Origin of the sequence: Herbidospora daliensis (assembly GCF_001570585.1) — a bacterium.
Lineage (GTDB): Bacteria > Actinomycetota > Actinomycetes > Streptosporangiales > Streptosporangiaceae > Herbidospora > Herbidospora daliensis.
Genome location: NZ_BBXF01000005.1, coordinates 870,718 through 889,146 on the forward strand (window position 1 = coordinate 870,718; position 18,429 = coordinate 889,146).

An 18,429-nucleotide genomic window follows, 5' to 3' on the forward strand; every position below is an offset into this window, starting at 1 on the left:
GGGTTCGGGTCACACTACCCGAACCCGCCGTCTGCCCGTCGTAAGGAGATCACATTCCCGCGATCAGCTTGTCGACCCGTTCGTCAACACTTCGGAATGGGTCTTTGCAGAGAACGGTCCGCTGCGCCTGGTCGTTGAGCTTCAGGTGCACCCAGTCGACGGTGAAGTCGCGCCGCTTCTCCTGGGCCTTGCGGATGAACTCGCCGCGCAACCGGGCCCGCGTGGTCTGCGGCGGGACCGACTTCGCCTCGAAGATCTTGATGTCGGACGCGACCCGCTCGACCGACCCCCGCTTCTGCAGCAGGTAGAACAGCCCGCGCTTGCGGTGCACGTCGTGGTAGGCCAGATCGAGCTGGGCCACCCGCGGCGAGGAGAGCGGGAGGTCGTACTTCTTTCTGTAACGTTCAATCAGCTGGTATTTCGTGACCCAGTCGATCTCCCGCGAGACCAGGTCGAGGTCGCCGGTCTCCACGGCGCGCAGGGTGCGCTCCCAGAGTTCCAGCACCCGCTTGCTGATCTCGTCGCCGCCGCGGCGGTCGACGAAGTCCTTCGCCTTGCCGAGGTACTCCTGCTGGATCTCCAGCGAGGACGCCTCGCGGCCGTTGGCCAGCCGCACCCGGCGGCGGCCGGTCATGTCGTGGGAGACCTCGCGGATCGCCCTGATCGGGTTCTCCAGCGACAGGTCGCGCATCACCACGCCCGCCTCGATCATGCGCAGCACCAGGTCGGTGGCGCCGACCTTGAGCAGCATGGTGGTCTCGCTCATGTTGGAGTCGCCCACGATGACGTGGAGCCGGCGGAAACGCTCGGCGTCGGCGTGGGGTTCGTCGCGGGTGTTGATGATGGGACGGCTGCGCGTCGTCGCCGACGACACGCCCTCCCAGATGTGCTCGGCGCGCTGGGAGACGCAGTAGACGGCGCCGCGCGGGGTCTGCAGCACCTTGCCGGCCCCGCAGATGATCTGCCGGGTGACCAGGTAGGGGATCAGGACGTCGGCCAGGCGGCCGAACTCGCCGTGCCGGCCGACGAGGTAGTTCTCGTGGCAGCCGTAGGAGTTGCCGGCCGAGTCGGTGTTGTTCTTGAAGAGGTAGATGTCGCCGGCGATGCCCTCCTCGCGGAGGCGCTTCTCGGCGTCGACGAGCAGCCCTTCGAGAATGCGCTCGCCCGCCTTGTCATGGGTGACCAGCTCCACGACGTTGTCGCATTCAGGGGTGGCGTACTCAGGATGGCTGCCGACGTCGAGGTAGAGACGGGCGCCGTTGCGGAGGAAGACGTTGCTCGATCGGCCCCAGGACACCACTCGCCGGAACAGGTAGCGGGCCACCTCGTCGGGGGACAGCCTGCGCTGACCCCGGAACGTGCAGGTGACGCCGTACTCGTTCTCCAGCCCGAAGATGCGACGATCCATCACCTCACCCTATTCCCAGATCCGTCGTGTGCGGTAGGAAACTCATGGTCGTCTACATTCCCCGCGAACCTCAGTAATAGATCTCGACGACCTTCACGATCTGGCCACTCTTCACGGTGATGAGCGAGGTGGGCTCTCCCTGGGCGGCGAGCTCCAGCAGCCGCTCGCGCGGGCACTTCTCGGTGCCGAGGGCGGCGGAGTTGATCGTCTGGTCGTTCCCCTTGCAGCCGACCGCGCTGAGGAACACCACGTCGGAGGCGATCGGGGCGGCGTAGGTCATGCCGCCCTCGGGCCCGACGAAGTCCCCGCTCGCGTACCGGACCGGGACGTAACGCGCCTCGTCGCCCTCAAGCGAGACGATCCGCCCGCGCAGCACGCCGTCGGCGCTCGGGGACATCTGGTTGAAGTCGTGGCCCTCGTCGTACTGGAACTTGGCCGACTTGATCTTCGGGACCCTCCCCGAGATCGGGTCCTCCTTGTCGACGTCGGCGCTCACCTGGGGCGTCTGGGTCGGCGCGGCGCTCTCCGTGGGCTCGGCGACCGTCTCGCTCGGCTGCGGCGCCGGGGGCGTGACGGTCTCGGTGACCGTCGCGGTGACCGTGGGAGCGGGGGCCGCCGTCTCGGCCGGAGCGGAACAGGCGGCAAGCGGGAGGACGGCCAGGGCCAGCAGGGCCCGCCGGAATGTGATCGTCATAGCGGGACGAGCCTAGCGAAACCCGTGTTAAGTCCGCGCAAGTTGGTGTTTATGGTGGAACCCGAAAAATCCTCGGCACCGTCCGTGGTGAAGAACCTTTTCCGTTACGGCTCCGCCTGGCCGGCCACCCGACCGGGTCGGGCCACACACGGGGCCAGCGACAACACCTGCGGCTTCACCTATTCAGGAGTCCGACCGCAAACTGGTGACGCGGCGAGCTCTGCGGAGCCGTGATCTGCCTTGGGTTCTGCGGAGCCGTGATCCGCCTTGGGCTCCGCGGGTCTGTGATCTGCTTCGGACTCCGCGTGGTCGTGACCAGCCTCGAACTAGGCGTGGTCGTGATCTGCTTCGGACTCCGCTGGGCCGTGACCTGCTGCGAAATGCACGGGATCGGGACCTGCTTCGGACTCTGTGTGGTCGTCACCTGCTTCGGCGAGGAGGCGGCGCAGGCGCCGGACTTCGGCGATCAGGCGGGGGACGTGCTGCCGGGCCTCGGCGATGAAGCGGGCGTTCTCGTCCCAGCGGCCGTCGGCGACGTCGACGTAGCGGGGTTGCTGGATGAGGGTGCCGGCCACGATCTCGTGGTGGTCGAAGTCAGGCCAGCGTTCACCGAGCTGGGTGTCGGGGGTGGTGCTGACCGCGACCAGGTTCATGGCCCAGTCATCGTCGAGTAGCCGCACATACCAGGGGCCGGGGGTCGTGGCGTCGACCAGGTCCTCGATCGCGGCGAGTTCCTCGTCGGTCATCGGTCCGGCCGCTTCCATGCGGGCGAGCTCCTCATTCGCGGTGGCGGCGTGCCCGGAAACGGGGGCGCCCCGCCGATATACGGCGGGGCGGGCCCGTTCACGGGTCTTCGGGTGGGGCTACAGCGGTGGTTCGGAGCCCGTGTCGATGTCGCCCTCGGGGGCCGTGGGCGGGGGCTTCGGGCCGCCTTCGGCTGCGGGGGCGGCCGGGGTCTCGGGGGCGGCGGGTGTGGCGGGCGTGAGGAGGCGCTCCAGGCGGGGGCCGCTGAGGCGCAGGAACTTGCGGTGTTCGCGGTTGCGGTCGAGGACCGCCACCTCGAGCTGGGCGGCCGAGGGGCGTTCGCCGCCCGGTTCGGTCAGCGCGGTCAGGGCGGCGTCGAGGGCCTCGGCCAAGGGCGCGCCCGGACGGTAGCGCTCCTTCAGGCGGGTCGCGACCGTGTCGGACTGGCCGCCGATGACGGCCATGCCCTGCTCGTCGAAGACCGAGCCGTCGAAGGTGAGGCGGTAGATCTGGTCTTGGTCGGCCGACTCGCCGACCTCGGCGACGACGATCTCGACCTCGAGGGCCTTGATCGAGTCGGTGAAGATCATGCCGAGCTGGCTGGCGTAGACGTTGGCGAGCGCGCGGGCGGTGACGTCCTTGCGGTTGTAGTTGTAGCCGTTGACGTCGGCGTAGCGGATGCCGGCCTGGCGGAGGGTCTCGAACTCGTTGTAGCGGCCGACGGCGGCGAAGCCGATGCGGTCGTAGATCTCGCTGATCTTGTGCAGCGCCTTGGACGGGTTCGGGGCCACCAGCAGGATGCCGTCGGCGTACTGGACCACGACCACGCTGCGGCCTCGGGCGATGCCCTTCCGCGCGTATTCCGCGCGGTCGCGCATGATCTGTTCAGGCGACGCGTAAGGGAACGGCATGGACACCTGTGGGGTTCCTTTCTAGCGCAGCGGGGCGGTCGGCCCGTCGGGATCGATCATCCGGCCGGCCAGCAGCGTCTCGACGGCGGCGGTGACCTCCTCGTCGGGGAGACGGCGGAAGCCCTCGTCGGTGATGACCGCCACGACCGGCCAGATCTTGCGGGTCACGTCGGGACCGCCCGTCGCCGAGTCGTCGTCGGCGGCGTCGTAGAGCGCCTGAAGGACGGTCAGCACGGCCTCGTCGGGCGCGGCGTTCTCGCGGTAGAGCTTCTTCAGCGAGCCGCGCGCGAAGATCGAACCGGAGCCGATCGAGTGGTAGAGCTGGTGTTCGTAGGGGCCGCCGCCGACGTCGTACCCGAAGATGCGGCCGCCGCCGATCCGCTCGTCGTAGGCCGCGAAGATCGGGACGACGACCAGGCCCTGCATGGCCGCGCCGAGGTTGCCGCGCACCATGGTCGCCAGGCGGTTGGCCTTGCCCTCGGTCGAGAGCGACCGGCCTTCGAGCTTCTCGTAGTGCTCGAGCTCGACCTGGTAGAGGCGGGCCATCTCGATGCCGGTCGAGGCGGTGCCGGCGATGCCCATGCAGGAGTACTCGTCGGTCCGGAAGACCTTCTCCATGTCGCGGTTGGAGATCATGTTGCCCGAGGTGGCGCGCCGGTCGCCGGCCATCACCACGCCGCCCGCGCAGGTGATCGCCACGATCGTGGTCGCGTGGGGGATCTGCTCGCCGACGGGGGCGGGCAGCGCGTCGCGGTTGCCCGGGAGCATGTCCGGGGCGTAGCCACGCAGGAACTCCGTGAAGGACGAGGAACCCGTATTGGTGAAGAGGTTGTTCATCCAGGCCTGCTGAGATGCCACGCGACTCCCTCCTAGGTCGTGTTGTTTACGCCGACCCTACTCATGTGACAGCGCTGGTTGCACTCTTCCCGATCAGCTGACCGCGAACCGGGTTCATGATCGGTAATTTTCGGCGGAAACGACTCGTCGCGGCCGGCGGAGGGTTCCGCGACCGCGACGAGGGGCGTGGCGAGGTGGGCGTTGGCCCCTTTACTCGCCGCCCTTCTGCACGTAGGACCGGACGAACTCCTCGGCGTTCTCCTCGAGGACCTCGTCGATCTCGTCGAGGATCGAGTCGACGTCGTCGCTGAGCTTCTCGTGGCGCTCCTGGACGTCGCTGCCCGACTGCTCCTCGACCTGCTCGGTCTCGGTCTCCTGCCGGCCCGTCTGCTTCTGACCGCCGGTGTCCCTGCTCGCCATCGGTGATACCTCCACTCGGGGGACGTGTCTGCTTCATATCTTCCCCGAACCGACCGACAACTCGCCTGAATCGCCATGCGATCTTCAAACGGGTTGACCGGATAGCCCGACTATCCAATAATCATCGGACAGTACCGCTATCCAATCGAAACGGGGTGCGCTCGAATGTCTCCCTCCACCCTTACCACCGCCGGGATCCTGCTGATCACCGTGCCCGGCGTCGCCTTCGGTGGGGCCAGTCTGCTCGCTCACATACTCGGACGTATACCCGGATATCTGGACAATCCAGTCAGACGGGGACTGTGGCGTGCCGGACACGCCCACGCCGGGGTGCTCGTGCTCTTCTCCCTGGTCGCTCTGATCTATCTCGACCAGGCCGACCTCTCCCCCGGATTCCGGTCGCTGGCGCAGTGGCTCATCGTGGCCGCGCCGGTCCTGATGCCGCTGGGGTTCTTCCTGTCGGTCGTACGGCCGAGCGACACGCGCCCCAACCGGCTGATCTGGCTCACGGGTCTGGGCGGGGTCTCGCTGGCCGCGGGTACGATCATCCTGGGAATCGGGTTGCTCTAGATCTCCCGGATAGGGAGCGAAACCGCCGTCGGCCCACCAGAATATAGAGCGCATGGGGAGCTCGGATTCGGGTCAGACAGGTGGTCGGTTCAGATCGGTAAGCACACGGCGCAGGCTCACCATGGGAGCTCCACGTCGGGCACGCCCGGTCCGCCCGTGAGACCCGAGCGCCCGAAGCAGCGGCTGCTGGGGGCCCGCTACCAGCTCACCATCCCGATCCGCCGCGACGGCTCGGGCATCATGTGGCAGGCCCACGACCTGCTGCTGAAGCGCGACGTCGCGATCAAGGAAGTCCAGCCGCCCTACCGCACCGACCGGCCCGACATGGAGCTGGCCCGGCGCAAGGCGCTCAACGAGGCCCGGTCGGCCGCCCGGCTCAGCCACCCGGCCATCATCACGGTCCACGACCTGCTGGAGGAGAACGGCCGCCTCTACATCGTGACCGAATTCCTCGAAGGGCTGACCCTCAAACAGACCATCGAGCACCTGGGCTCGCTGCCGGTCCACTGGTCGGCGTGGATCGGCTACCAGCTCCTGGCCGGCGTGCGGCACGCCCACGACGCCGGGGTCGTCCACGGCGACATCAAGCCGGCCAACGTGCTGCTGACCGGCGACCGGGTGGTGCTGACCGACTTCGGCATCGCCGCCCTCGAGCACGAGGCGGCGGCCCCGACGACCGTGCCGGTCACCCGTACGGTCGACTTCATCGCGCCCGAGCGGATGAGCGGCGGCCCGGCCACCCCGGCGGCCGACCTGTGGTCGCTGGGCGCGACGATCTACACCGCGGTCGAGGGGCGGCCGCCGTTCCTCGGCACGGCCATGTCGGTGCTCGGCCTGGCCACCACCCGCGACCCCGATCCGCCCTCGAAGGCGGGCGCGCTGGTGCCCGTCCTCAACGGGCTGCTGCGCCGGCAGGCCCGCGACCGGCTGCCCGGCAAAGAGGTGTCGTTGCTGCTGGCGGGCCTGTTACACCGTGAGGGCATCGCGGCGGCGACGCCGGGGCGGCGGGCCGACTACCTGCCGCCCGACGCCTTCACGATGTAGCTTCCAGGTCGCCCTCGGTGTCCAGGAACGCCTGCTGGAGGGCGGCCATGATCTCGGGGTCGGGCTCGGCCCACATGCCGCGCCCGGCCGCTTCGAGCAGCCGTTCGGCGATGCCGTGCAGGGCCCAGGGGTTCGACTCGCTGAGGAACTTGCGGTTCTCCTCGTCCAGCACGTAGGTGGCGGCGATCTTGTCGTACATCCAGTCGGCGACCACGCCCGTGGTGGCGTCGTAGCCGAACAGGTAGTCGACGGTGGCGGCCAGTTCGAAGGCGCCCTTGTAGCCGTGGCGGCGCATGGCGGCCAGCCAGCGCGGGTTGACCACCCGGGCGCGGAAGATGCGGCTGGTCTCCTCGGTGAGGCTGCGGGTGCGCACCGCGTCGGGGCGGGTCGAGTCGCCGATGTAGGCCTTCGGGTCGCGTCCGGTCAGGGCGCGCACGGTGGCGATCATGCCGCCGTGGTACTGGAAGTAGTCGTCGGAGTCGGCGATGTCGTGCTCGCGGGTGTCGACGTTCTTGGCCGCGATGTTGATCCTCTTGTACGCCGCCTCCATCGCCTCCCGCGCCGGCACCCCGTCGACGCCCCGGCCGTAGGCGAAGCCGCCCCACACGGCGTAGACCTCGGCGAGGTCGCGGTCGTCGCGCCAGTTCCGGCTGTCGATCAGCGGCAGCAGCCCGGCCCCGTACGCGCCCGGAGCCGAGCCGAAGATGCGCAGGGTCGAGCCGTCGGCCGCGACGTGGTCGCGTACGTAGTTGCCGTCCTCCGCCAGCTCGGCGACGAGCTTGACCGCGTCGTCCATCAGGGCCACCACGTGGGGGAAGGCGTCGCGGAAGAAGCCGCTGATGCGGACGGTGACGTCCACCCGGGGGCGGCCCAGTTCGGCGGCGGGCACGATCTCCAGGCCGGTGACGCGGCGGGAGGCGTCGTCCCAGACCGGGCGCACGCCCAGCAGGGCGAGGACCTCGGCGACGTCGTCGCCCGAGGTGCGCATGGCGCTGGTGCCCCAGATCGACAGGCCGACCGAGCGGGGCCACTCCCCCGTGTCGGCCCGGTAGCGCTCGACCAGCGACTCGGCCATCGCTTGGCCGGTCTCCCAGGCCAGGCGGCTGGGCACCGCCTTGGGGTCGACGGAGTAGAAGTTGCGGCCGGTCGGCAGCACGTTCACCAGGCCGCGCAGCGGCGAACCGCTGGGCCCGGCCGGGATGTAGCCGCCGTCGAGGGCGTGCAGGACGTTGGTGAGCTCGTCGGCGGTGCCGTCGAGGCGGGGCACGATCTCGGTGGCGGCGAACCGCAGGATCTCGCCGACCGCGCCCTCTTCGGTCACCGCGGCGGGGTCCCAGCCGGCCGCCTCCATGGCCGCGACCAGCTCGCGGGCCCTGGCCTCCACCTCGTCGACGTCGGCGCGGGCGTCGCCGTGCTCGGTCAGGCCGAGGGCCTCGCGCAGGCCGGGGAGGGCCTGGTCGCCGGCCCACATCTGGCGGGCGCGCAGGATCGCCAGCACCAGGTCGACGCGGGCCTCGCCGGTGGGGGCCTGGCCCAGGACGTGCAGGCCGTCGCGGATCTGGACGTCCTTGACCTCGCAGAGCCAGCCGTCGACGTGCAGCAGGAAGTCGTCGAACTCGGCGTCGTGGGGGCGGTCGTCCAGGCCCAGGTCGTGGTCGAGGCGGGCGGCCTGGATGAGCGTCCAGATCTGGGCGCGGACGGCGGGCAGCTTGGCCGGGTCCATGGCCGCGATGGAGGCGTGCTCGTCGAGGAGCTGCTCCAGGCGGGCCATGTCGCCGTAGGTGTCGGCGCGGGCCATCGGCGGCACCAGGTGGTCGACCAGGGTGGCGTGGGCGCGGCGTTTGGCCTGGGTGCCCTCGCCCGGGTCGTTCACCAGGAACGGGTAGATCAGCGGGAGGTCGCCGAGGGCGGCGTCGGGGCCGCAGGCGGCCGACAGGCCGGCCGACTTGCCGGGCAGCCATTCGAGGTTGCCGTGTTTGCCGACGTGGACGACGGCGTCGTACCGGGTCGAGAGCCAGTGGTATGCGGCCAGGAAGTGGTGGCTCGGCGGCAGGTCGGGGTCGTGGTAGATGGCGATGGGGTTCTCGCCGAAGCCGCGCGGCGGCTGGACCATGACGACCAGGTTGCCGTCCTGGAGGGCGGCCAGGACGATGTCGTCGCCGTCGACGAACAGCTCGCCGGGGGCCGGGCCCCAGTGGTGTTCCATCGCCTCGCGCAGGTCGGCGGGGAGGGTGTCGAAGTGGGCGCGGTAGTCGTCCTTGTGGATGCGGACCGGGTTGCCGGCGAGCTGCTCGTCGGTGAGCCAGTCGGGGTCCTGGCCGCCGGCCGCGATCAGGGCGTGGATCAGGGCGTCGCCGTCCTGGGCGGCCACGCCGGGGAAGTCGCCGACGGCGTATCCGGCCTCGCCCATGGCCTTCAGCAGCCGGACCACGCTGCGCGGGGTGTCGAGGCCGACGGCGTTGCCGATGCGGGAGTGCTTGGTCGGGTAGGCCGACAACATGATCGCCACGCGGCGCTCGGCGACGGGGATGTGGCGCAGGCGGGCGTGCCGGACCGCGATCCCGGCCACGCGGGCGGCGCGTTCGGGGTCGGCGGCGTAGACGGTGAGCCCGTCGGGGTCGATCTCCTTGAACGAGAAGGGGACCGTGATGATGCGGCCGTCGAACTCGGGGATGGCGATCTGGGAGGCGGCGTCGAGCGGGGACAGGCCGTCGTCGGCGTCCTCCCAGGTGGCCCGGTCGGTGGTGAGGCAGAGCCCCTGGAGGATCGGGATGTCGAGGTCGGCGAGCGCGCCGACGTCCCACGCCTCGTCCTCGCCGCCCGCCTGCGCGGTGGCGGGCCGGGTGCCGCCGGCGGCCAGGACGGTCACGATCAGGGCGTCGCACGCGCGCAGGGTGTCGATCAGGCCGGGCTCGGCGGTCCGCAGCGAGGCGCAGTAGACGGGGAGCGGGCTTGCGCCTTTGTCCAGAATGGCTTCGGACAACGTCTGGATGAAAGCGGTGTTGCCGGCGACGTGGTGGGCCCGGTAATAGAGGATCCCGACGACCGGCGTCGCATGTCCCGAAATTTCCGGACCGCGCGGAGCGCTGTCCGGATGGCCCTCGCCTGCCCCGCCGGCGCTCACGGTTTCCGGCGACTCGGACGGTGTCGGCGTGGTCACGGCCCCTCCCGCCGCTTCGCCGAGGCCCCACGAGGGGAGCGCCGCCGGGGGTGCGAAGCCGTGGCCCGTCAGGAGCAGGGTGTCGCTGAGGAAGTGGTGCAGCTCGGTGAGGTTGGCCGGGCCGCCGTGGGCGAGGTAGGCGTGCGCCTCGGCGCAGACGCCGCTCGGGACCGTGGAGAGTTCCATCAGTTCGGCGTCGGGGGCCTGCTCTCCGCCCAGCACCACGACCGGCTTCCCGCTGGCCAGCAGGGCGTCGAGGCCCTCCTCGTAGGCGCGGCGGCCACCCAGGAGGCGGACCACGATCACGTCGGCGTCGTCGAGTAACGCGGCCGGGTCGGGGGTCCGGGAGGGGTTCGCCAGCCGGTAGGGCGCGCCGCTCGCGCGGGCGCTCAGCAGGTCGGTGTCCGACGTGGACAGCAAAACGATCATGGCGAAGCCCTCCCTCGGGGTCCGCGCCCCGGGTCGTTTGTCCAGGTGACGGCCGAGTCTCCTGGCTCCCGGATCAGGGCTCACCCCGGCCTTCCCTGTGACAGTGGCCGTCGGTGGGGTTCGCTCCCCGGTGACAGTGGCGGGACCGCGCCGGATTCACACCGGCTTCCTCGTTTGTGCCGTCGCCCGATGAGACTACGGGACTCCCCCGGCTTGCAAGACCCACGGTGGGCTTTACCATCCTCGACGTGGCCATTACCGGACAATCCTCGCGCGACGTCTGCCCCGGCGCGTTGCAGGTCCACCCCGCCGCCGACGGGCCGCTGGCCCGGGTCCGGCTGCCCGGGGGCGACCTGACGGGGGCCCAGCTGGGCGTGCTCGCCGAGGCCGGCGGAGGTGTGCTGGAGCTGACGTCGCGGGCGAACGTCCAGGTCAGAGGGGTCAAGGAGCCGGCCGGGTTCGCGGCGGCGGTCGCGGCGGCCGGGCTGCTGCCCTCGCCGTCGCACGAGCGGGTGCGCAACATTGTCGCCTCGCCGCTGGACGGTTCCGCCGCGTTCCGCGGCGTGGTCCGGGCCCTGGACGAGGCGATCTGCGCGGCCCCCGAACTGGCCGGCCTGTCCGGGCGGTTCCTGTTCGCGGTCGACGACGGGTCGGGAGACGTGGCGGGTCTCGGCGCCGACGTGCTGCTGATCGCCCGCGGCGACCGCTTCGCCGTCGTCGCGGGCACCACCGACCTCGAGTTACGGCTCCCGCCCGCCGAGGCGATCCACGAAGCGGTCCACGTGGCACAGACCTTCCTGAGCCTCTCCGACGGCGCCTGGCGCATCCCCGAAGGCGCCTTCCCGGGTGTTCCGGCCGACCTCCCCAAGCCCCGCACCAGCGGCTACGTCGGCGATTTCGGCGACGCGACCGGCGCGCTGGTCCCCCTGGGCCGGCTGACCGCCGCGCAGGCGAGGGTGCTGGCGGAGGCGGCGTGGCTGCGGATCACCCCGTGGCGCACCGTGCTGGTCCCGAAGGGCACGCGGCTGCCCGAGGGGCTGATCACCGACCCCGAGAGCCCCTGGCTGCAGGTCACCGCCTGCACCGGCTCCCCCGGCTGCGCGAAGTCGCTGAGCGACGTCCAGGCGGACGCGCGCCCCATCGGCTCCCCCGTCCACTGGTCCGGCTGCGCGCGGCGGTGCGGACGGCCCCGGGGCGAGGTCGTCGACCTGATCGCCACCCCTTCCGGCTACCAGCGGAGTGCATCGTGACCTACATCAAGGACGGCGCGGAGATCTACCGCCAGTCCTTCGCCACCATCCGCGCCGAGGCCGACCTGTCGGCCCTGCCGCCCGACGTGGCGCGGGTCGCGGTCCGCATGATCCACGCCTGCGGCATGACCGACCTGCCCGGCGACCTGGCTTGGTCCCCCGGGGTCGTCGCGGCGGCCAGGAAGGCCCTCGACGCGGGCGCGCCCATCCTCTGCGACGCCACGATGGTCGCGGCGGGGGTGACGCGGAAGCGGTTGCCGTCCGGGAACGAGGTGCTGTGCACCCTCGCCGACCCGCGGGTCCCGGCGCTGGCGGCGCAGCTCGGGACCACCCGCAGCGCGGCGGCGCTGGAGTTGTGGCGCGAGCGCATGGGCGGCGCGGTGGTCGCGGTCGGGAACGCGCCGACGGCGCTGTTCCGGCTGCTGGAGATGGTCGCCGAGGGGGCGCCCCGGCCGGCGGCGGTGATCGGCGTCCCGGTGGGCTTCATCGGCGCGGCCGAGTCGAAGGACGCGCTGGCCGCGTCCGACCTGGAGTTTCTGGTGGTACGCGGCCGCCGAGGCGGCAGCGCGATGACGGCGGCGGCCCTGAACGCCATCGCCAGTGACGAGGAATGATGACCGGAACGCTCTATGGCGTGGGCCTCGGCCCCGGCGACCCCGAACTGGTGACCGTGAAGGCGGCCCGGCTGCTCGGCGAGGCGGGGGTGATCGCCTACCACAGCGCCCGGCACGGCCGCAGCATCGCCCGCTCGGTCGCCGCCCCCTACCTGCGCGAGGGCCAGATCGAGGAGGCGCTCGTCTACCCGGTGACGACGGAGACGACCGACCACCCGGGCGGCTACCAGGGCGCCCTCGACGAGTTCTACGCCTCCTGCGCCGCCCGCCTGGCCGCCCACCTCGACGCGGGCCGCGACGTGGTGGTGCTCTGCGAGGGCGACCCGCTCTTCTACGGCTCGTACATGCACATGCACAAGCGCCTGGCCGGGAGTTACCCGACCGAGGTCGTGCCGGGCGTCACCTCGATCAGCGGCGCGGCGGCGGCGCTGGGCCGCCCCCTGGTCGAGCGCGACGAGACGCTGACCGTGCTGCCCGGCACCCTGCCGGCCGAGGAACTGGCCGCCCGGATCGGCGACGGCCCGGTCGCGATCATGAAGCTGGGCCGGACGTTCGCCAAGGTCCGCGCCGCCCTGGAGGAGGCCGGCCGCCTCGACGACGCCTGGTACGTCGAACGCGCCACCACCGGCGCCCAGCGCCTCGCGCCGCTGCGCGACGTCGACCCCGACTCGGTGCCCTACTTCTCCCTGGCGCTCCTGCCCTCCCCGGTCGGCGCCCCGCTCCCGCTGCCGGAGCACCCGCGCCACGACGGGCCCGGCGAGGTGGCCGTGGTCGGCCTCGGCCCCGCCGGACGCCCCTGGCTGACCCCCGAGGCGCAGGACGCCCTGGCCACCGCCGACGAACTGGTCGGCTACGGCCCCTACCTCGACCGCGTGCCGCCGAACCCGCGCCAGAAGCGGCACGCCACCGACAACCGGGTCGAGGCCGAACGGGCCGAGCACGCCCTGTCGCTGGCGCTGGCCGGGTCGCGGGTCGCGGTGGTGTCGTCGGGCGACCCGGGCGTGTTCGCGATGGCCTCGGCGGTGCTCGAAGCGGCCGCGCAGGAGCGGTTCGCGGGCGTGCCGGTCAGGGTCGTGCCGGGGCTGACGGCCGCGCACGCGGTGGCCGCCCGGGTAGGCGCGCCGCTCGGCCACGACTACTGCGTGATCTCGCTGTCCGACCAGCTCAAGCCGTGGGACGTGGTCGCCCGGCGGATCACCGCCGCGGCCGAGGCCGACCTGGTGCTGGCGATCTACAATCCGGCGTCCAAGACCCGGACCTGGCAGGTCGGGGTGGCCCGCGACCTGCTGCTCGAACACCGCCCGGCGCAGACGCCGGTGGTCGTCGGGCGCGCGGTGGGCACCCCGCAGGAGACAATCGTGGTGACGACCCTCGGCGACCTCGACCCGGCGGAGGTGGACATGCGCTGCCTGCTGATCATCGGTTCCTCGACCACCCGCGTGGCGGGCGGCGTGGTGTTCACCCCGCGCCGCTACCCGGCATGAAACGCGTCTTCATCCTGGGCGGCACCGCCGAGGCCCGAGAGCTGGCGGCCCGGCTGCATCCCGAGAACGTCGTGGTGACCTCGCTGGCGGGCCGGGTGAAGTCGCCCCGCCTGCCGGTGGGGGCGGTCGTGATCGGCGGGTTCGGCGGCTCGCTCGGGCTGGCCCGCTGGCTCTGGGAGCACCCGGTCGACGTGGTCGTCGACGCGACCCATCCGTTCGCCGCGAAGATGTCCGAGGCGGCGGCCGAGGCGGCGGGCATGACGGGCATCCCGCTGCTCGGCCTGCGGCGGCCGGGCTGGACGCAGGAGCGCGGCGACGACTGGCGGTGGGTCTCCTCGCTGGAGGAGGCCGCCCGGTCGCTGCCCGGCACGCGGGTGTTCCTGACCACCGGGCGGCGCAGCCTGGCCGTCTTCGACGGCGTTCCCGGCGTGTGGTTCCTGGCCCGCTCGGTCGATCCGCCCGACGACCCGGTGTCGATGGAGGTCGTGCTCTCGCGGGGGCCGTACACCCTCGAAGGCGAGCTGGCCCTGATGCGGGAGCACCACATCGACACCCTGGTGAGCAAGGACAGCGGCGGCGAGCTGACCCGCGCCAAACTGCGGGCCGCCCGCGAGCTGGGCGTCCCGGTCGTGATGGTCCGCCGTCCGCTGGTCCCGCCGGAGGTCCCCTACGTCGAGACGGTGACCGAGGCGGTCGACTGGGTCGGCGGGGTGGCGTAGGGCGGGCTCAGCGGGCGCGGGCCACCGAGTAGAGGTGGCTGTCGGGGAACTGGGCCGCCGTCAGGACGCGGCCGACGATGATGACCGCCGTCCGCCGCACACCCGCCGCACGCACCATGTCCGAGATATCGCCCAGCGTCCCCCGGATGATGACTTCGTCTGATCGGGAGGCGTAGGCGACCACGGCTACCGGGCAGTCAGGGCCGTAGGTCTCCGCGAGTTCCGCCGTCACCGGTTCGATGCGCTGCACGGCCAGGTGCAGGACCATCGTCGCCGTCGAGCGGCCCAGCGTGGTCAGGTCCTCCCCCTCGGGCATCGGGGTGGCGCGTTCGGAGGTGCGGGTGAGGATGATCGTCTGGGCCACGCCGGGGACCGTCAGCTCGCGTCTGAGCGACGCCGCGGCGGCGGCGAAGGCGGGGACCCCCGGAACCACCTCGTAGGGCACCCCGGCCGCGTCGAGCCGCCGCATCTGCTCGGCCATCGCGCTGAAGACCGACGGGTCGCCCGAGTGCAGGCGGGCCACGTCGAGACCCTGCTCGTGGGCGGCGGTCATCTCGGCGAGGATCTGGTCGAGGTTGAGGTTCGCCGTGTCCACGATCCGCGCGCCGTCGGGGCAGCGGGCCAGGAGTTCGGCGGGGACGAGCGAGCCGGCGTACAGGCAGACCGGCGACGTCTCGATCACCCGCTGCCCGCGCACGGTGATGAGGTCGGCCGCGCCGGGGCCGGCGCCGACGAAGCGGATCACGTGAGGTCCTTTCTCGCTGACCAGATCGTCACGGGCATGGCGGGCCGCCAGCCGGTGAAGCCGCCGACCGGCGCGGCCCGGCTGACGGACAGGCGGGTCAGGTCGCCGCCGTGCGCGCGGTGCCAGGCGGCCAGGACCGCCTCCGACTCGACGGTGACGGCCGTCGCGACCAGGCGCCCGCCCGGCCGGAGGGCCTCCCAGCACGTCTCCGGGACCCCCTCGCCGGTGAGGCCGCCGCCGATGAAGACGGCGTCGGGTGCGTCGAGGCCCGCGAGCGCCTGCGGGGCCGCTCCGGTCACGACCTTCAGTCCCGGTACGCCCAGCCTCGCGGCGTTCCCCGCGATGCGGGCCGCCCTGACCGGGTCGCGTTCGACGCTCACCGCGCGGCAGGCGCGGTCGGCGCGCATCCACTCGATCGCGATGCTGCCCGCGCCGCCGCCGACGTCCCAGAGCAGGCCGTTCGGCTGGAGGAAGGCCAGCACGACGGCTCTGACCTCACGTTTGGTGAGCTGGCCGTCGTGGTCGTAGGCGTCGTCGGGCAGGCCGGGCACGATCGGCAGCGGGTCGGCCGACCGGCACTCCACCGCCACCACGTTCAGCGGGTCGACGTCGTCGCGCAGGGGTCCGACGCGCTCCCCCGGCCCGCCGAGCTGTTCGAGGACGGTGAGGGCGCTCTGGTCGTACCCCCCGGCTTCGAGGGCCCTGGCCACGACGGCGGGAGAGCCGCTCCCCTCGCTGAGCACGATGAAGCGGCGGCCGGGCGCGAAGACCGCGGCGAGCGGGCGGCCGACCATGCTGACGACCGTCACCGACTCGACCGGCCAGCCGAGCCGCGCGCACGCCAGCGACACCGACGACGGGTGCGGGATCACCCGCACCCCGGGCACGCCGAGGCGGGCGATGGTCGCGCCGATGCCGTGGTGCATGGGGTCGCCGCTGGCCAGCACGCAGACGCTCCGGCCGCCGTCGAGCAGTTCCCGCAGCGCCGGGAGCAGCGGGGACGGCCAGGGCCGCAGCTCCCCCGGCACGCCGGGCAGCAGGGCCAGCTGGCGCGCCGACCCGGCGACGACCTCCGCCTTCACCACGGCCTCGCGGGCGGCCTCGCCCAGGCCCGGCCAGCCGTCGGCCCCGATGCCGACGACCACCACGTCAGTCACGCCGCACGTTCCCCAGTTCACGAGTGATCTTGATCTCGATGACGACCCGCAGCGGGTTGGGCTTCGGCTCGCGGTAGCGGGCCGCGTAGAGCCGCACCGCCAGCGCGACCGCCTCGGGGTCGTCGTTGACGGTCGCGACGCCCTCCAGGGTCGACCAGCGTGCGCCGTCGACCTGGCAGACCGCCACGCGGCCGCCGCCGTTTTGGACGTTGCGCACCTTCTGCGAGGTCGAGTAGGTGATGACCCGGGCGACGTCGCCGTCGAGGGTCACCCCGACGGGCACCACGTGGGGCGTGCCGTCGGCCCGCAGGGTCGTGAGCGTGCACAGGTGCCGCTCGGTCCAGAACTCCTCGAAGCTCATCCGCACTCCTTGACGAAACGGGTCGCTGCCTCCGGCGTGCCCGCCCAGTGAAGGTGCAGGTAGGACGCCAGGATCCGCCCGGCAGCGTACCCGTCGGCGCCGCCGCGCCAGCGGTAGACCCGCTCACCCGGCAGATCGGTGACGGTCCGGTGGAACTCGTGGCCTCTGACCCGCTCCCCGGTCCGGCCGATGACGGTGTCGGCGGTGACGACGGCGTCGCGGTAGCCGAGGGTGAGCCGGGGCGACATCTGCGACTTGGCGTCGATGCGGCCGACCATGGGGTGGCCGTCGAGCTCCGTGGCCAGGTAGAGCAGCCCGCCGCACTCGGCCAGGATCGGCCCGCCGAAGGCGGCGATCTCCTTCTTGAGCGGCTCGTTGGCGGCGAGCTCGTGGACGTGCATCTCGGGGAAGCCGCCGGGGAGGATCAGGCCCTTCGTGCCGTCGGGCAGCCGTTCGTCGCGCAGCGGGTCGAAGGAGATCACCTCCGCGCCGGCCGCTTCGAGCAGCTCGGCCTGTTCGGCGTAGCCGAAGGTGAACGCGGGCCCGCCCGCGACGGCGACCCGGGTGTGCGGGGCGGGGACCACGCCGGGCGTCCAGGGTTCGGCGGGCAACTGCGGGGCGGTGTGGGCCAGCGCGACCAGGGCCCGCAGGTCGCAGCTCTCGGTGACCAGGTCGCCGAGGCGGGCCACCGCCTCCACGGCCTCGCGGCGGCGTTCGGCGACCGGGATCAGGCCGAGGTGGCGCGAGGGCGTCTCGATGCCGGGCGTGCGGCGGACGACGCCGAGGACCGGCACGCCGCTGTGGTCGAGCGCGGCCCGGCACACCTCCTCGTGGCGGTCGGAGCCCACCCGGTTGAGGATGACGCCGCCGATCCGCACCCGCGTGTCGAACCCGGCGAAGCCGTGCACCAGCGCCGCGACCGACTGGCCCTGCCCGGTGGCGTCGACGACCAGGACCACCGGGGCGTCGATCAGCCGGGCCACGTGGGCGGTGGAGGCGTAGCCGTCCGGGAGGCCGTCGAACAGGCCCATGACGCCCTCGACGACCGCGATGTCGGCGTCGCGCGCGCCGTGCAGGAACAGCGGCGCGACGAGGTCCTCGCTGGTGAGGAACGGGTCGAGGTTGCGGCCGGGGCGTCCGGTCGCCAGGGCGTGGTAGCCCGGGTCGATGTAGTCGGGCCCCGCCTTGTGCGGCGAGACGGCCAGGCCGGCCCGCACCAGGGCGGCCATCAGGCCGGTCGCGATCGTCGTCTTGCCCGCTCCCGACGACGGCGCCGCGATGACCAGCCGGGCTACCATTCGATGCCCCTCTGTCCCTTCTGCCCGGCGTCCATCGGATGCCGGACCTTGGTCATCTCGGTGACGAGGTCGGCGAAGGCGACCAGGTCGGGGTGGGCGTCGCGGCCGGTGATGACGACGTGCTGCGAGCCCGGCCGCCCACGCAGGGTCTCGATGACGTCCTCGACGGGGATCCACCCCCATTTGATGGGGTACGTGAACTCGTCGAGGACCAGCATCCGGTACGTCTCGGCGGCGAGGTCCCGCTTGATCTGCGCCCAGCCCTCACGGGCGTTGGCGGCGTGGTCGTCGTCGGACTTGCGGATCCACGACCAGCCGTCGCCCATCTTGTGCCAGGCGACCGGCGGCCCGATCTCGCCCAGCGCCTTCAGCGCGGCCTCCTCGCCCACCCGCCACTTCGCGGACTTGACGAACTGGAACACCCCGATCGGCCATCCCTGGTTCCAGGCCCGCAGCGCGAGGCCGAACGCGGCCGTCGACTTCCCCTTGCCCGGCCCGGTGTGCACGACGACCAGCGGCCGGGTGCGGCGCTGGCGGGTGGTGAGGCCGTCGTTCGGGACGTTCTCCGGCTGACCTTGCGGCAT

18 protein-coding genes and 1 riboswitch are annotated in these 18,429 nt (G+C 72.1%); of the genes, 6 read left to right on the forward strand and 12 right to left on the reverse strand.

The genetic code is table 11. The features are described from left to right. Positions 1 to 49 precede the first annotated feature (49 nt). The 6 genes from pafA to AW274_RS27305 all read right to left on the reverse strand — a co-directional run bounded on the left by pafA (position 50) and on the right by AW274_RS27305 (position 5,014). On the reverse strand, positions 50 to 1,408 hold the full coding sequence (gene pafA, locus AW274_RS27280) for a Pup--protein ligase (protein ID WP_062437478.1): 1,359 nt from the start codon (positions 1,406 to 1,408) through the stop codon (positions 50 to 52). Between the two features lie 70 nt (positions 1,409 to 1,478). Beyond that, positions 1,479 to 2,102, reverse strand: coding sequence for a hypothetical protein (locus AW274_RS27285; protein WP_062437480.1), 624 nt, complete (start codon positions 2,100 to 2,102; stop codon positions 1,479 to 1,481). 326 nt (positions 2,103 to 2,428) lie between these two features. Next, the gene (locus AW274_RS27290; RefSeq protein ID WP_198169435.1) at positions 2,429 to 2,866 is read right to left on the reverse strand and encodes a hypothetical protein; all 438 of its coding nucleotides are present in this window, start codon (positions 2,864 to 2,866) and stop codon (positions 2,429 to 2,431) included. 99 nt (positions 2,867 to 2,965) lie between these two features. Then, a complete protein-coding gene (gene prcA / locus AW274_RS27295) occupies positions 2,966 to 3,757 on the reverse strand; it encodes a proteasome subunit alpha (protein ID WP_062437483.1) in 792 nt (263 codons plus the stop codon). Between the two features lie 21 nt (positions 3,758 to 3,778). After that, positions 3,779 to 4,594, reverse strand: a complete 816-nt coding sequence (gene prcB, locus AW274_RS27300; RefSeq protein WP_062340245.1) for a proteasome subunit beta — start codon at positions 4,592 to 4,594, stop codon at positions 3,779 to 3,781. Between the two features lie 210 nt (positions 4,595 to 4,804). Beyond that, complete coding sequence (locus tag AW274_RS27305; RefSeq protein ID WP_030452398.1) at positions 4,805 to 5,014, reverse strand: ubiquitin-like protein Pup; 210 nt, start codon at positions 5,012 to 5,014, stop codon at positions 4,805 to 4,807. A 165-nt stretch (positions 5,015 to 5,179) separates the two neighbouring features. On the opposite strand from AW274_RS27305, the gene AW274_RS27310 reads away from it, so the two are divergent. Both AW274_RS27310 and AW274_RS27315 read left to right on the forward strand, forming a co-directional pair. After that, positions 5,180 to 5,584 carry a hypothetical protein gene (locus AW274_RS27310; protein ID WP_062437484.1) on the forward strand — a complete coding sequence of 135 codons (405 nt, stop codon included), beginning with the start codon at positions 5,180 to 5,182 and terminating at the stop codon, positions 5,582 to 5,584. 156 nt (positions 5,585 to 5,740) lie between these two features. Continuing rightward, a complete protein-coding gene (locus AW274_RS27315; RefSeq protein WP_063813611.1) occupies positions 5,741 to 6,628 on the forward strand; it encodes a serine/threonine-protein kinase in 888 nt (295 codons plus the stop codon). Here the strand turns inward: AW274_RS27315 and AW274_RS27320 are convergent. After that, complete coding sequence (locus AW274_RS27320) at positions 6,618 to 10,217, reverse strand: cobaltochelatase subunit CobN (RefSeq protein WP_062437486.1); 3,600 nt, start codon at positions 10,215 to 10,217, stop codon at positions 6,618 to 6,620. The two genes, AW274_RS27315 and AW274_RS27320, sit on opposite strands and share 11 nt — an antisense overlap. Positions 10,218 to 10,250: 33 nt before the next feature. After that, positions 10,251 to 10,416, reverse strand: a riboswitch (cobalamin riboswitch). Between the two features lie 49 nt (positions 10,417 to 10,465). Here AW274_RS27320 and AW274_RS27325 point away from each other — a divergent pair. Genes AW274_RS27325 through AW274_RS27340 form a run of 4 tightly spaced genes read left to right on the forward strand, consistent with a single transcriptional unit; the run spans position 10,466 to position 14,284 of the window. Then, on the forward strand, positions 10,466 to 11,467 hold the full coding sequence (locus AW274_RS27325; RefSeq protein ID WP_232320398.1) for a ferredoxin-like domain-containing protein: 1,002 nt from the start codon (positions 10,466 to 10,468) through the stop codon (positions 11,465 to 11,467). Continuing rightward, on the forward strand, positions 11,461 to 12,081 hold the full coding sequence (locus AW274_RS27330; RefSeq protein ID WP_157520776.1) for a precorrin-8X methylmutase: 621 nt from the start codon (positions 11,461 to 11,463) through the stop codon (positions 12,079 to 12,081). Before AW274_RS27325 ends, AW274_RS27330 begins: the two co-directional genes overlap by 7 nt. Beyond that, positions 12,081 to 13,565, forward strand: a complete 1,485-nt coding sequence (locus AW274_RS27335; RefSeq protein WP_062437491.1) for a precorrin-2 C(20)-methyltransferase — start codon at positions 12,081 to 12,083, stop codon at positions 13,563 to 13,565. Before AW274_RS27330 ends, AW274_RS27335 begins: the two co-directional genes overlap by 1 nt. Beyond that, positions 13,562 to 14,284 (forward strand): cobalt-precorrin-6A reductase, encoded by a 723-nt coding sequence (locus tag AW274_RS27340; protein WP_062437494.1) that lies wholly within the window; start codon positions 13,562 to 13,564, stop codon positions 14,282 to 14,284. The genes AW274_RS27335 and AW274_RS27340 overlap by 4 nt, the downstream gene beginning before the upstream one ends. 7 nt (positions 14,285 to 14,291) lie before the next feature. Here AW274_RS27340 and cobM read toward each other — a convergent pair whose 3' ends face one another. From cobM to cobO, 5 genes are read right to left on the reverse strand one after another with little or no spacing between them, the layout of a single operon-like run. Then, on the reverse strand, positions 14,292 to 15,029 hold the full coding sequence (cobM, locus tag AW274_RS27345; RefSeq protein ID WP_062437496.1) for a precorrin-4 C(11)-methyltransferase: 738 nt from the start codon (positions 15,027 to 15,029) through the stop codon (positions 14,292 to 14,294). Continuing rightward, positions 15,026 to 16,186, reverse strand: a complete 1,161-nt coding sequence (locus tag AW274_RS27350; RefSeq protein WP_062437498.1) for a bifunctional cobalt-precorrin-7 (C(5))-methyltransferase/cobalt-precorrin-6B (C(15))-methyltransferase — start codon at positions 16,184 to 16,186, stop codon at positions 15,026 to 15,028. Before AW274_RS27350 ends, cobM begins: the two co-directional genes overlap by 4 nt. Beyond that, positions 16,179 to 16,547 carry a PPOX class F420-dependent oxidoreductase gene (locus AW274_RS27355; protein WP_062437501.1) on the reverse strand — a complete coding sequence of 123 codons (369 nt, stop codon included), beginning with the start codon at positions 16,545 to 16,547 and terminating at the stop codon, positions 16,179 to 16,181. The genes AW274_RS27350 and AW274_RS27355 overlap by 8 nt, the downstream gene beginning before the upstream one ends. Then, complete coding sequence (locus AW274_RS27360; protein WP_062437504.1) at positions 16,544 to 17,845, reverse strand: cobyrinic acid a,c-diamide synthase CobB; 1,302 nt, start codon at positions 17,843 to 17,845, stop codon at positions 16,544 to 16,546. Before AW274_RS27360 ends, AW274_RS27355 begins: the two co-directional genes overlap by 4 nt. Further along, positions 17,839 to 18,429 carry a cob(I)yrinic acid a,c-diamide adenosyltransferase gene (gene cobO, locus AW274_RS27365; RefSeq protein WP_062437507.1) on the reverse strand — a complete coding sequence of 197 codons (591 nt, stop codon included), beginning with the start codon at positions 18,427 to 18,429 and terminating at the stop codon, positions 17,839 to 17,841. Before cobO ends, AW274_RS27360 begins: the two co-directional genes overlap by 7 nt.